Consider the following 11,772-nt stretch of genomic DNA (forward strand, 5'->3'; position numbering starts at 1 on the left):
GTGATTGGAGGGTCGGTCAGGTGCGGGTGGGGCGCTTGAGGTGGGGCGTCAGGCGGTGGCGCAGGGCCGTGAGGACCACTGCCAGCCAGACGGTGGCCAGGGTCAGGGCCAGGCCCAGGGCTGGGTTGCCGTCGTGGAGGCCGGGCATGGGGGCCGTGCCGTAGGGACGCCAGAGGAGCGGGAACGCCAGGATCAGCAGGACGCCGGTGAGGACTGTGCCCGTGACTACCGGGGTTTTCCACGGGGGCGGCAGGAGGCGGGCCAGGGTGACGCCCAGCAGGGCCGTCAGCGGGGCGATGACGGCGTCGTTGAGGATCGGGCCGCCCACGAGCCAGCCGACCGTGCCGAAGACGTCCGGGCGCAACGGCAGCGCGTAGTCGGCGAACAGGATCACGCCCCACCCGAGGGCCGCGAGGCCAGTTAAGGCGAGGAGCACACGGGCGGTCTTCACAGGGCCTCCAGTTTTGTGACCCACTTCGTCTGCAGCACCCCGGGCCGGTTCGGCGCGATGATCCGGCAGGGGAAGCCGTGGTCGAGGTCGAGGACGTCGCCGTTGAGCTCCAGCGCGAGCAGCGTCAGGTCGTCGGCGGTGTGCTCGCCCGGGAGCACGCTGACGCCGTACAGCCCGGCACGCTCCAAAGAGGACACTCGCACCGCCGTGCCCGGTTGTGCGCCGGTGGCTTTCAGCAGCGTCGGCAACGAGATCCCGCGCCAGGTCGCCGACTGGCTCCAGCCTTCGACACACGCGATCGGCAGTTCGGCCGTCGTCTGCGGCAGGGCGCGCAGCTCGTCGAGCGAGAAATTCGTGGTGCCGCGCGGGGTCACCACCGAGAGCCGCCAGGCCGCCGCTTGCGCGGTCTGCGTGACGCCCGCGGCCACGGCCGTGCGGTTCACCGGCAGGCCCTGCGTGCCCTTGCTCGTCTTCCAGGCTAGGCCGGAAACGCCGCGCAGGAAGGGAACCGTGGCGCCGGCCGTGGCGACGACCGCGACACCGGTCGCCAGGCCCGTGGTGCGGAGGAAGCCGCGCCGCGACAGCCCGGTGGCCGGACGCTCCTCGGCCTCGCCGCTGACCCGGCTCAGCGCGCGGCGGATGACCGGCAGCTTGACCGCGACGTGCACCAGGATCGACCCGATCGCCAGCCACGCGACCGCGTAGTGGACCTGCGGGAAGTAGAACGCCCACGGGTAGTTCTGCGCGACGTTCAGCAGGCCGGTCGTCAGCTCGAAGAACGCCGAACCCGAGAGCACCAGGATCGACAGCCGTTCGAGAGCGTGCGGCAGCGAGCGGACCAGCGGCCGGCCGAACAGCTTCGGGTAGACGCTCCACAGTTTCGCCAGCAGCAAGGGGATCGACGCCACGCCGGAGATCACGTGCAGCCCCTGCGTGACCCGGTAGAGCCCGACCGGGCGGCTCGGCCAGAAGAACCACTCCGGCGGGTGCTGGATGAAGTGGCTGATCAGGCCCGTCACGAAGCAGGTCGTGAAGGTGACCGCGAGCGCCAACCCGATCTTCGACGTCACGCGCTCGTTGTGCGCCGCGGCCTTGAACTGCTCTTCCTTCGGGATCGGCAGTTGTTCGACGCGTTCGTTCAGCCGCGCTCGCGCTTCGCGAGCGCGCACCGCGAGGGATGTGCGTTTCGGCTTCACGGCTTCTCCAACCGGGCGAACCAGCGGTGGCCGTGCCGGGTGGTCCGGTCGACGTGCAGCCCGGCCCGGTTCGCGACCTCGGCGATGGCGTCCACGCCGACCCAGGCCCAGGTGAACCACGCGACGTCGGCGTGGCCGGGCCGCAGCCGGACGCGCTCGTGCCGCAGGCCGCCGCCGGGCGGGTCCAGCTCGACCAGGACGTCACCGTCCTCGGCGATCAGCTGGGCCACGCGACGCAGCAGCGCCGCGGGGTCGCCGCCGATGCCGATGTTGCCGTCGGCCAGCAGGACGTGCTGCCAGCGGCCTTCGCCGGGAATGTGGTCGAAGACGTTGCGGTGCAACGCATTACCGCCACGCCGGCGGGTCAGGCGGACGGCGGTGCGCGAGCTGTCCACGCCCAGCGCGACGACGCCGCGTTCGGCCAGCGCGGCGGTGAGCCGTCCCGGGCCGCAGCCGATGTCGAGGGTCGGGCCGGTGCAGGTGTCGAGCAGCACCTCGTCACCGTCGGACGCCTGGGCCCAGCGCTCGACCGGCAGCTCGATCCGCTCGCCGCTGGGCAGTTCGAGCCAGCAGCGGTGGCCGAGCAGGCCGTGGTCGAACTCGCTTCCGGTGCTCGCCGGCGCCGTCATCAGGCGACCGCCCGATCGACGGCCGCGACGGCGCCGGCGAACCGGCTGCCGGGGCATTCGAGCGCCACTCCGCGGGCGTCGGCCATCGTGTCCACATCGGACAGTTCGGTGGCCTGCCACGGCTCCAGGCCGCACGTGATGAGGGCGCGCAGCGTGCGCTCGCCGGTGTCGTCGCGGGACATCGGGACGCCCGCGAGCGCCTGCGCGGCCCGCGGGTCGGTGAGGCCGAGGGCCCACCAGCCGCCGTCCGCGGCCGGCCCGAGTACGGAGTCGCGGCTGTTGCGCAGGACCGGGGCGATCGTCGCGGCCAGCGATCCCGGCGTGACCTGCGGGGTGTCCATGCCGATCTGCAGGATCGGGAGCCCGGCGTGCACCGCGGCGGCATCGGCGTGGGCGTTCGCCAGCCGGGCGCCGAAGTCCCAGCCACGCTGCGGGATCACGGTGGTGCGGCGCAGCGCGAGGCCGATTTCGGCGCCCCGGGTGGCCGCGCCGAGGTCGCCGGTCATCGCGACCACCGGCTCGGCGCCGGGCACCGCGCAGACGGCGTCGAGCGTGTCGAGCAGGGCGGACGCGGCGATCTCCGCCGCCTGGACCGGGGTCGCGGGTGGGCAGAGCCGGGTCTTGGCGAACCCCGGCACGGGGGCCTTGGCCACGACCAGCAGCACGAACCGGGCCGTCATCGCGCCAGCACCCGCCCGAAGTCGCGGACCGCGCGCAGCGTGCCCCGCACCGAGCCGGACACCTTCGACTTCGTGCCCTTGGCCCGCTCGCCGTAGCGGACGTCGGATTCGTCGACCCGCCATCCGGCGCGCTGCGCCTTGATCAGCAGCTCGAGGGGATAGCCGAACGCGCGATCCGTGACGCCGAGGCCGAGCAACGCCCGCCGATCCGCGGCACGCAACGGCGCGATGTCCCGGACCGGCAGTCCGCGACTGCGCAGCAGCAAGGACAGCACGATGTTGCCGGCCCGCGCGTGCCACGGCCACACCCCGGGACCGGTCGGCACCCGGCGTCCGACGGCCAGGTCGGCGCCGGCCACGACCGCGTCGACCAGCCGGGGCAGGTCGGCGAGATCCAGCGAGCCGTCGGCGTCGGCGAAGCACACGATGTCCGCGGTGGCGGCCTCCAAACCGGTGTGCACGGCCGCGCCGTACCCGCGTCGCGGCTCGTGGATCACTTTCGCGCCGAGCGCGGCCGCCACCTCGGGTGAGCCGTCGGCCGAGCCGTTGTCGACCACGATCGCGCGGTAGCCCGGCGGCAGGCCGCCGAGCACACCGGGCAGGGCGCCCGCCTCGTCGAGACAGGGGAGGACCACGTCCACTTCCAAGTCAGTCACGCCGCTGACCGTAGGTCTACGGTGGACAGTGGGAAAGCATTGTGCCGCTTACCAAATCATGACGTTGACCAATCGGATGACGAGTTCTTACCGGCTCGTTACGGCTGCCGCCGCCGGGCCGTGAAACCCGGTGAGCGGCCCTAAGGTGGACGGCGATGAGCGAGCCGAACCCGGCAGCCAGGCTCGCCGAGCCGCCTGCCCGCGAACCCGAAGACCCGGCACCCGATCGGCCCGCACGCCGCGCCCACCGGGCCGATCTCCTCGCCGTCGCGGCGGCCGCGGTGCTCGTCGCCGCGGCCGCCGCGATCGGCCTCTACTACAACCGGCCGAACTCCGGTGTGGTCATCTTCGTCAGCGCGCCGCCGCTGTTCGCCGACTGGCTGCCGCACGTCGGCCCCGGGTCGGTGTTCGCGGTGCTCATCGCCGCCGCGGTGGTGCTCCACGGCCCGGCACTGGCCGCTCGCCTGCCGTGGCGCCGCGCACTCGTCGCCGGCTACTTCGCGTCGCTGGCCTGGATCTTTTCGCTGACCTTGGTCGACGGCTGGGCGCGCGGGTTCGCCGGGCACCTCACCATTCCCCAGGAGTACCTGCACGAGGTACCCGGGATCACCGACATCCCGCGGATGCTGCGCGAGTTCTCCTCCCGCATCCTCGACTTCCAGCCGAACTCCTGGACCACGCACGTGTCCGGGCATCCGCCGGGCGCGACGCTGGTCTTCGTCTGGCTGGACCGGCTCGGCCTGCACGGCGGCGCGTGGGCGGCGACGGCCGTCGTGCTCGTCGGCAGCCTGGTGGCGGTGGCCGTGCCCGCCTCGGTCGCCTTGCTCGGCCGGCCGGAAGCGGCTCGCTCGGTGCTGCCCTTCGCCGTGCTCACCCCCGGTGCGGTGTGGATCGGCGTGTCGGCGGACGGCCTGTTCGCCGGGGTGACGGCCACCGGCCTGGCGTTGCTGGCGCTGTCCGCGAACGGGTTCGCCCACGGCCGCCGGTACGCCGTCCCCGCCGGGTTGGCCGCGGGTGGGCTGCTGGGTTTCGGCATCTTCCTGTCGTACGGCCTGGTGCTGCTGGGCGTGGTCGCGCTGGCCGTGGCCGTGCTCGGACGGCAGTGGCGGGCGGCGGCACTGGCGGTAGTGGCGGCGCTGGCTGTCGTCGCCCTCTTCGCGTGGGCGGGTTTCTGGTGGCTCGACGGCTACCACCTGGTCGTCGAGCGCTACTACCAGGGAGTCGCCCTGGTCCGGCCGTACTCCTACTGGGTGTGGGCGGACCTGGCCGCGGTCGCGGTGGCTCTCGGCCCCGCGGTCGTGGCCGCCCTCCGGCGTGGCCTGACCGAGGCGTTCCTGCTCCGCCCCCGCCGCGCGGTGTGGGCCGACCCGGTGCTCCTCCTCGGCATCGCCGCCCTGCTCGCGATCATCTTCGCGGACGTTTCGGGCCTGTCGAAAGCGGAGACCGAACGGATCTGGCTACCGTTCGGGGCGTGGCTGCTGCCGATGACGGCTCTGCTGCCACGGCCGGGGCGCCGGTGGTGGCTGGCCGCGCAGGCCGTGACGGCGCTGGCGGTCAACCATCTGCTGCTGACGGGCTGGTGAAGACATGACAGGCGATCAGGCGGGCCGTGTGCTCGTGGTCGACGACGACGAGACCGTGCGCGACGTCGTGCGCCGCTACCTCGAGGTGGCCGGGTTCACCGTCGACATGGCCGGCGACGGTGCCGAGGGGCTGGCGAAGTTCGCCACCCACGAGCCCGACCTGGTCGTCCTCGACGTGATGATGCCGGGGATCAACGGCCTCGAGGTGTGCAAGCGGCTGCGCCAGGTCAGCCAGGTGCCGATCGTCATGCTCACCGCGCTCGGCGAGGAGGAGAACCGGATCGCCGGGCTCCAGCTCGGCGCCGACGACTACGTGACAAAACCCTTCAGCCCCAAGGAACTCGCCCTGCGCGTGGCGTCCGTGCTGCGCCGTGCGCGGATGCCCCGGCCGACACCGGCGGCCGCGGAACTCGTCGACGGCGACCTGCGGCTGCAGATGACCGCCCGCACCGCGACCCTCGGCGGCCGTGAGCTCCCGCTCACCACCCGGGAGTTCGATCTGCTGGCCTTCTTCCTCGGCCACCCCGGCGTCGCCTACTCGCGGGCGGACCTGCTGGAGAAGGTCTGGGGCTGGGACTTCGGCGATCAGTCCACTGTGACCGTCCACGTGCGACGGTTGCGCGAGAAGATCGAGCGCGAACCGGCCAAGCCGACCCGGGTCGCGACCGTCTGGGGCGTCGGCTACCGCTACGACCGGGAGCAACCGTGATCGAGCCTGGCGAGTCCTTCGGCGAGATCCTGGCGCACCTGTGGCACATCCTGCCGCTGGCGCTGCTGTTCGCCCTGCCCGTGGCCGTGCTGGGCGGCGTGGTGCTCTACGTGCTGCGCCGCGGTTCCCTGGCCACCACGCTGACCGTGCTGGTGCTGATCCCGGTGCTCTCGACGCTCGTCGGCGTGCTGGGCGTCAGCGGGTTCATGTTCACCCCGGCGCTGACCACGATGCTGCTGGTCTGCCTGCTCGTCGGGGTGATCACCGTGCCCGCCGCGATCATCCTCGGCCGCGCCATCGCCCGCCGCAGCGTGTGGGAGCGGGAGGCGCGGAACCGCGAACGCGCGGCCGAGGCATCGCGGCGCGAACTGGTCGCCTGGATCAGCCACGACCTGCGCAGCCCGCTGGCCGGCATCCAGGCGATGGCGGAGGCCCTCGCCGACGGCGTCGTCTCCGAACGCGACGAGGTCGCCGACTACGCCCAGCGGATCAGTGGCGAGACCACCCGGCTGTCCGGGATGGTCGGCGACCTGTTCGAGCTCTCGCGGATCACCGCGGGCGCGCTCGAGCTCACGATGTCGGCGGTGCCGCTGCGGGACGTCGTCAGCGACGCCGTCGCGGCCCAGAGCCCGGTCGCCGAGCGGAAGCGGGTGCGCGTACTCGCCAACGCCGAGTCCTGGCCGATCGTCACCGGCAGCGACCCGGAACTGGCCCGGATCGTGCGGAACCTGGTGTCCAACGCGATCCGCCACACCCCGCCGGACGGGACGGTCGCGGTGCAGATCGGCGTCGACGGCGACGAGGCCCTGCTCGCCGTCGACGACTCCTGCGGCGGCATCCCCGACGACGAGATCGGCCGCGTCTTCGACGTCGCCTTCCGCGGGACGCAGGCCCGCACGCCCGAGCGCAGCGGGACGACCACCGGCGGCGGGCTCGGACTGGCCATCGCCAAGGGCCTGGTCGAGGCGCACCGCGGGAAGATCGGCGTGCACAACCACGGCCCGGGCTGCCGCTTCGAAGTCCGCCTGCCGCTGGCGATGTCGTAGAGATGGGTGACACCCACATCGGTGGGACTTCCGCCTGATCCGCGTTCCCGGGCGCCGCGGCTGGTCACCTTCTGCGCGTTCTTGGCCGTGTCCGGGGAAGTGGGCCGGGGCGATCACCGCCGGGGTGCGGGCCACCTCCTCCGGGTCGTGGTCGGCGATGGACCCGGTCGTCACGCAGCTGCACCGGCGTGTGGATGACGTCGCCGAGCAGGATCAGCCGCTCGCCGTCCGCCTCGACGTCGAGGACGTAGTGGCCCGGCCCGTGCCGCGCGGTGATGCCGGGTCAGCGGGACGGGGTGCCGGTGCGCTTCGATCGTGTAGTCGCCCACGGTGATCCGCTGCATGAATTGAACAAGGTCGACGGACCGTTGCCGTCAGACCGAAACCGGGTCCCGCAGTTCCGCCGTCGCGAAGCCGTCGATGCCGGTGGCGAACCCGACCTCCGCGGTGAACCCGAGCAGCTCCCGGGCCCGCGCGGGGTCGGCGACGACGTGCCGGACGTCCGCGGCCCGGGCCCCGCCGACGACCCGCGGTGCCGGGCCGTCGCACGCCCGCGCCAGCTCCCCGGCCAGCTCGCCGACCGTGTGCGGGGTGCCGGAGCAGACGTTGACCGGGGTGATGTCGCCCGCCGGGCCGTCGGTGCGCAGGGCGAGCACATTCGCCCGCGCGACGTCGTGGACGTGCACGAAGTCGCGCTGCTGTCGGCCGTCTTCGAGGACCAGCGGTGCCTCGCCGCGGACCAGCGCCGAGCGAAACAGCGACGCGACGCCGGCGTACGGGGTGTTCTGGGGCATCCGCGGCCCGTAGACGTTGTGGTAGCGCATCGCCCAGACGCTGCCGCCGGTCTGCCGGGCCCACGCGCCGGCCAGGTGTTCCTGCGCCAGCTTCGTCGCCGCGTAGGTACTGCGGGGGTTCAGCGGCGCGTCTTCGGGCACCAGCTGCCAGGCCAGCTCGGTGCCGCAGACCGGGCAGCGCGGCTCGAACCGGCCCGCGTCCACATCGGACGCCCGGCGCGGCGACGGCGGGACGACACCGTGGTCCGGGCACGAGTACCGGCCTTCGCCGTAGACGACCATCGACGACGCCAGCACCAGCTTCGCCACGCCGGCCGCGTGCATCCCGGCCAGCAGCACGGCCGTGCCGTAGTCGTTGTGCAGGGCGTACGACGGCGCGTCCGAGGGGTCGATCCCGTGCCCGACGACGGCCGCCTGGTGGCACACCGCGTCGACGCCGTCCAGCAGCTCGGCGACGATCTCGGTGTCCGTCACGTCGCCGCGCAGGAACCGGTGCCTGCCGGTGTACGCCGGTGGTGTGCGGGAGCCGTGGGCCGTGGGGAGCAGGTTGTCGAGCACCACGACGTCGTCGCCCGCATCGGCCAGCAGATCGGCGATGTGGGACCCGATGAACCCGGCTCCGCCGGTGACCAGTACGCGCATGACGGACACGCTAGGTGCCCGCGAGGGGCGCCGTCGCGACAAGCGCGGGCACGTCACGGAATCGTCAGAACTCGCCGGGCACCACCCGCCGCCGGGTGACCGAAACCGACTACGGTGGGCGCATGGAACGGAGTGCACAACGGCTGGGCCGGGCCCTCGTGGTCATCGTGGACGATCGCGTGGCGCACGGCGAGCACGAGGACGCCACGGGACCGCTGGTGACCGAGCTGCTCGAAGAAGCGGGCTTCATCGTCGACGGCGTGGTGGTCGTCGAGGCCGGGGCCGTGGGTATCCGCAATGCGCTCAACACGGCCGTGATCGGCGGCGCCGACCTGGTGATCACCGTCGGCGGCACCGGAGTGCTGCCGCGCGACAACACCCCCGACGCCACCGCCGGGGTGCTCGACCGGCCCATCCCGGGCATCAGCGAGGCGATCCGCGCGTCCGGCCTGGCGGCCGGCGCCGTCGACGCCGGGATCTCGCGGGGGCTCGCGGGCGTCTCGGGCAGCACACTGGTGGTCAACCTCGCCGGCTCGCGCTCCGCGGTGCGGGACGGGATGGCGACCCTGACCTCGCTGGTGCCGCACGTGATCGACGAGCTTTCGGGCCTCGAAGAGGTGTGACCCTCCCGCGCGGCCGGGGTGGCGTCGATACCGTCGCCCCCTGGCCCGAGGGATCGTGGACTTTCACATCGGCGGACCTGCGGGTGCGCAGGCTCGGTTTCGGGGCGACGCACCTGCCGTCGGAACCCGGTTCGGCTTCGCGCCCGTTCGCTCGTGATCCGGCCGATTCCGGGGACCGGCCGGATCACGCACCAGGACGAGAACGTCGCCGCGGGAGCGTCTCGACGCGCCGGCCGGCGCGGGCTGAGCTTCGCTCTGGAGTTGTCAAAGAACGCGTCGTGGGACACTGGGGTCATGCCGGGCGAACAGCGGAACCCCCAGGCCAGCAGCGAGCAGCGCCGGCGGGTCGACGAGATCTTCGGGGACGTGCTGCCCGAGACCACCTCCGACGAGCGCGACCCGGACCGGCGCACCGGTCTCCCGGACGACTGGTATCGGGAGAACCGGCCACCGCACCACGATCGCTGAGCCGTCAGTCGCGGCCGCCGTCGCGCTGGGCCTGGGCCCGCAGCAGGTCGCGGATCTCGATGAGCAGCTCGACGTCGGTCGGCTCCGAGGGGCCCGGCTCCTGGCCGCGCTTGCGCCGCTCCTGCACGTGCTTCACCGGCAGCACGATCACGAAGTAGACCACCGCCGCGACCAGCACGAAGTTGATCGCCGCGTTGATCACGCTGCCGATGTCCAGGAACGTGGCTTTGTTGTTGTCGAAGATCTGGTAGCCGAGGCCCTGCGCGGCGTCCGTGCCGCCGATCGTGCTGATCAGGGGCTTGATGAGGCCGGTGGTGAACGCCGTGACGATGGCGGTGAACGCCGAGCCGATGACCACCGCTACGGCGAGGTCGACGACGTTGCCGCGCATCAGGAAGTCCTTGAAACCCTTGAGCACTTGTTCTCCTCACGAACGGGGACGGTTGCTCCACCGCCCCGAAGCCTGCCGGGGGATGCCGTCGCCCGCCTCGGCGGGCGCGGGCTAGCGGAGAGTAACCGTTACCGGACGGTCCAGTGAAATCGCCGCCACCCTCGTCGCGATCGCTTCCGGGAGCCGGAGCAGCACAAGCGGTCCCTTGGCCGGCCCGGCCAGCGGACGCGCCGAGGCCGCGTCCGGCGATGAGATCGTCACCACGGTCGCCCCGCCGGCCAGCACGGACGCGGACGCTCCCGGCCCCGGCGCGGCCACGACGTCGACGCGCTGCCCGGGCCGCAGCAGTTCGGCCACCGCCGAGTCGGCCAGCCGGACCGGGACGGTCGCCGTCGCGGGATCACCCGGTGCGGGGATGGTGCTCGCCAGCCGGACGTCGGTCAACGGTTCCCCGGCGCGGACGGCGCCCGCCAGCAGCCGTCCGGCGGCGACGTCGAGGGCGCTCAGCGCGCCGGACGGGCGCGCCTCACCAGGGAAATCGGCCAAGCGGACGTCGGCGGCGCGGAGCATGGCGCCGGACGGGAGATCGCGCGCCGCCACGACGGTCGGGATCGTCGGCGCGCCACGTGCGGAGCCTGGATGGGCCACGAGCAGCAGCCCGGTCAGCAGCAGACCGGCGGCGAGCCAGCGGCGGAGCAACCTTGTCCGCCGGCCCTGCAGCCGGGTGAGATCGGGTGAGCGGAGCTTCGCCAAGACGTCCACAGGTCCCCCTCGATCGGATCGAGTGCGGCCACGTGCCGCACAAGATCGACGTTAGGAGCAGCGGACGGGCCGCCGGAAGGGCCTCGTCCGCACCCTGTGGACAACTGGGGTGTTGTGGATAACTCCGGGCTCAGGAAGCCGCGGCGGCGGTTTTCGTCGTACCCGAGGAGGAAGATGCCGAGCCCGAGTCGGACTTGGGCTTCGACTCCGTCTTGGTCTCGGGCTTCGACTCGGACTTGCCCTCGCTCTTCGCCGGCGTCGAGGTGGTGCTCGACTTGGCCGCGTCACGCGAGTCGGTGCGGTAGAAACCGCTGCCCTTGAAGACGACGCCGACCGAGCTGAAGACCTTGCGAAGCGGCCCGGAGCACTGCGGGCAGACCGTCAGGCTGGGGTCCGAGAACGACTGCACGGCTTCGAACCGGTGGTCGCATTCTTTGCAGGCGTACTGGTACGTAGGCACTGAGGGCTCCTTTGCTGGCACTCATCCGACAAGAGTGCCAACTAGATTGTGCTTGAAACCATTCCCCGAAAGCAATTCCTCGTTGCTCACATCGGCAGGTCGAGCACGCCTCGACCAGGGGTCAAGACGCCGCTCATCCGCACGTCGTGAGGTTGTCCGGGCAGCCGGTCGACCAGCTCTTCGTCGCGGACGACGGCGAGCAGGCGCGCCCCGGCCGCGGCGAACACCAGCGAGCGATCGTAGTGGCCGGCGCCGCGGCCCAGCCGGACACCCTGCCGGTCCACGGCCAGCGCGGGCACCAGGACCAGCTCGGCCGCGCCCACGGCGGCGGCACCCAGGCGTTTCCCGCTCGGCTCGAGGATGCCGCGCAGCCGCCCGGGCGCAAGATCGGCCTCGCCGGTGTACTCGGCCCAGTCCAGCGGACCCGGCTTCGGGGCGATGACCGGCAGCAGGACCCGCGCGCCGCCGGCGGCCAGCGCGTCGACGAGCGCCGTCGTGCCCGGTTCGGTGCCGAAGGGCAGGTACGCGCACACGGTCGTGGCTGTGACCTTCGACACCGCGCTGACCAGCGCCGAAGCCTCGTGGGCGTGCGATTCGGCAGTCTGCCCGGCTCGCGCGCGCGTAAGCCGGGTACGCCACTCCGCCTTGCTCAGGTGCTCATTGCCCAGCGCATGCATGGCCT

At 72.5% G+C, this 11,772-nt stretch carries 15 protein-coding genes; 5 read left to right on the forward strand and 10 right to left on the reverse strand.

Going from position 1 to position 11,772, the window contains the following annotated elements:
• Positions 1–16: 16 nt before the first annotated feature.
• The 5 genes from OG494_RS42635 to OG494_RS42655 all read right to left on the reverse strand — a co-directional run bounded on the left by OG494_RS42635 (position 17) and on the right by OG494_RS42655 (position 3,597).
• Complete coding sequence (locus OG494_RS42635; RefSeq protein WP_328448621.1) at positions 17–451, reverse strand: hypothetical protein; 435 nt, start codon at positions 449–451, stop codon at positions 17–19.
• The gene (locus OG494_RS42640) at positions 448–1,572 is read right to left on the reverse strand and encodes a molybdopterin-dependent oxidoreductase (protein ID WP_328459191.1); all 1,125 of its coding nucleotides are present in this window, start codon (positions 1,570–1,572) and stop codon (positions 448–450) included. Before OG494_RS42640 ends, OG494_RS42635 begins: the two co-directional genes overlap by 4 nt.
• A gap of 71 nt (positions 1,573–1,643) precedes the next feature.
• Positions 1,644–2,276, reverse strand: coding sequence for a methyltransferase domain-containing protein (locus tag OG494_RS42645; protein ID WP_328448622.1), 633 nt, complete (start codon positions 2,274–2,276; stop codon positions 1,644–1,646).
• A complete protein-coding gene (locus tag OG494_RS42650; RefSeq protein WP_328448624.1) occupies positions 2,276–2,956 on the reverse strand; it encodes a TIGR04282 family arsenosugar biosynthesis glycosyltransferase in 681 nt (226 codons plus the stop codon). Before OG494_RS42650 ends, OG494_RS42645 begins: the two co-directional genes overlap by 1 nt.
• A complete protein-coding gene (locus OG494_RS42655) occupies positions 2,953–3,597 on the reverse strand; it encodes a glycosyltransferase family 2 protein (protein WP_328459192.1) in 645 nt (214 codons plus the stop codon). The genes OG494_RS42650 and OG494_RS42655 overlap by 4 nt, the downstream gene beginning before the upstream one ends.
• A 170-nt stretch (positions 3,598–3,767) precedes the next feature.
• Between OG494_RS42655 and OG494_RS42660 the strand changes: the two genes are divergently transcribed.
• From OG494_RS42660 to OG494_RS42670, 3 genes are read left to right on the forward strand one after another with little or no spacing between them, the layout of a single operon-like run.
• A complete protein-coding gene (locus OG494_RS42660) occupies positions 3,768–5,195 on the forward strand; it encodes a hypothetical protein (protein ID WP_328448626.1) in 1,428 nt (475 codons plus the stop codon).
• A gap of 4 nt (positions 5,196–5,199) precedes the next feature.
• On the forward strand, positions 5,200–5,904 hold the full coding sequence (locus tag OG494_RS42665) for a response regulator transcription factor (protein ID WP_328448628.1): 705 nt from the start codon (positions 5,200–5,202) through the stop codon (positions 5,902–5,904).
• On the forward strand, positions 5,901–6,950 hold the full coding sequence (locus OG494_RS42670; protein ID WP_328448630.1) for a sensor histidine kinase: 1,050 nt from the start codon (positions 5,901–5,903) through the stop codon (positions 6,948–6,950). The genes OG494_RS42665 and OG494_RS42670 overlap by 4 nt, the downstream gene beginning before the upstream one ends.
• Before the next feature lie 374 nt (positions 6,951–7,324).
• On the opposite strand, the gene OG494_RS42675 is transcribed toward OG494_RS42670, so the two are convergent.
• On the reverse strand, positions 7,325–8,386 hold the full coding sequence (locus OG494_RS42675; RefSeq protein ID WP_328448632.1) for an NAD-dependent epimerase/dehydratase family protein: 1,062 nt from the start codon (positions 8,384–8,386) through the stop codon (positions 7,325–7,327).
• Between the two features lie 122 nt (positions 8,387–8,508).
• Between OG494_RS42675 and OG494_RS42680 the strand changes: the two genes are divergently transcribed.
• Both OG494_RS42680 and OG494_RS42685 read left to right on the forward strand, forming a co-directional pair.
• Positions 8,509–9,009: a MogA/MoaB family molybdenum cofactor biosynthesis protein gene (locus OG494_RS42680; RefSeq protein ID WP_328448634.1), complete on the forward strand. Its 501-nt coding sequence runs from the start codon at positions 8,509–8,511 to the stop codon at positions 9,007–9,009.
• A 294-nt stretch (positions 9,010–9,303) separates the two neighbouring features.
• Positions 9,304–9,477, forward strand: coding sequence for a hypothetical protein (locus OG494_RS42685; RefSeq protein WP_328448636.1), 174 nt, complete (start codon positions 9,304–9,306; stop codon positions 9,475–9,477).
• Between the two features lie 4 nt (positions 9,478–9,481).
• On the opposite strand, the gene mscL is transcribed toward OG494_RS42685, so the two are convergent.
• The 4 genes from mscL to OG494_RS42705 all read right to left on the reverse strand — a co-directional run bounded on the left by mscL (position 9,482) and on the right by OG494_RS42705 (position 11,767).
• Positions 9,482–9,895: a large-conductance mechanosensitive channel protein MscL gene (gene mscL / locus OG494_RS42690; RefSeq protein ID WP_328448638.1), complete on the reverse strand. Its 414-nt coding sequence runs from the start codon at positions 9,893–9,895 to the stop codon at positions 9,482–9,484.
• A gap of 84 nt (positions 9,896–9,979) precedes the next feature.
• A complete protein-coding gene (locus OG494_RS42695) occupies positions 9,980–10,630 on the reverse strand; it encodes an SAF domain-containing protein (protein WP_328448640.1) in 651 nt (216 codons plus the stop codon).
• Positions 10,631–10,760: 130 nt separating this feature from the next.
• The gene (locus OG494_RS42700) at positions 10,761–11,090 is read right to left on the reverse strand and encodes an FmdB family zinc ribbon protein (protein ID WP_328448642.1); all 330 of its coding nucleotides are present in this window, start codon (positions 11,088–11,090) and stop codon (positions 10,761–10,763) included.
• Between the two features lie 86 nt (positions 11,091–11,176).
• Positions 11,177–11,767 (reverse strand): 5-formyltetrahydrofolate cyclo-ligase, encoded by a 591-nt coding sequence (locus OG494_RS42705; RefSeq protein ID WP_328448646.1) that lies wholly within the window; start codon positions 11,765–11,767, stop codon positions 11,177–11,179.
• Positions 11,768–11,772: the final 5 nt, after the last annotated feature.

The sequence above is a fragment of the Amycolatopsis sp. NBC_00438 genome, assembly GCF_036026695.1.
Taxonomy (GTDB): Bacteria; Actinomycetota; Actinomycetes; order Mycobacteriales; family Pseudonocardiaceae; genus Amycolatopsis.

Excerpts from the sequence above, each read along its gene's own strand:
- OG494_RS42685 (WP_328448636.1), top strand. The coding sequence starts at position 9,304 with ATGCCGGGCGAACAGCGGAACCCCCAGGCCAGCAGCGAGCAGCGCCGG.
- OG494_RS42665 (WP_328448628.1), top strand. The coding sequence starts at position 5,200 with ATGACAGGCGATCAGGCGGGCCGTGTGCTCGTGGTCGACGACGACGAG.
- OG494_RS42675 (WP_328448632.1), bottom strand. The coding sequence starts at position 8,386 with ATGCGCGTACTGGTCACCGGCGGAGCCGGGTTCATCGGGTCCCACATC.
- OG494_RS42645 (WP_328448622.1), bottom strand. The coding sequence starts at position 2,276 with ATGACGGCGCCGGCGAGCACCGGAAGCGAGTTCGACCACGGCCTGCTC.
- OG494_RS42680 (WP_328448634.1), top strand. The coding sequence starts at position 8,509 with ATGGAACGGAGTGCACAACGGCTGGGCCGGGCCCTCGTGGTCATCGTG.
- OG494_RS42705 (WP_328448646.1), bottom strand. The coding sequence starts at position 11,767 with ATGCATGCGCTGGGCAATGAGCACCTGAGCAAGGCGGAGTGGCGTACC.
- OG494_RS42660 (WP_328448626.1), top strand. The coding sequence starts at position 3,768 with ATGAGCGAGCCGAACCCGGCAGCCAGGCTCGCCGAGCCGCCTGCCCGC.
- OG494_RS42650 (WP_328448624.1), bottom strand. The coding sequence starts at position 2,956 with ATGACGGCCCGGTTCGTGCTGCTGGTCGTGGCCAAGGCCCCCGTGCCG.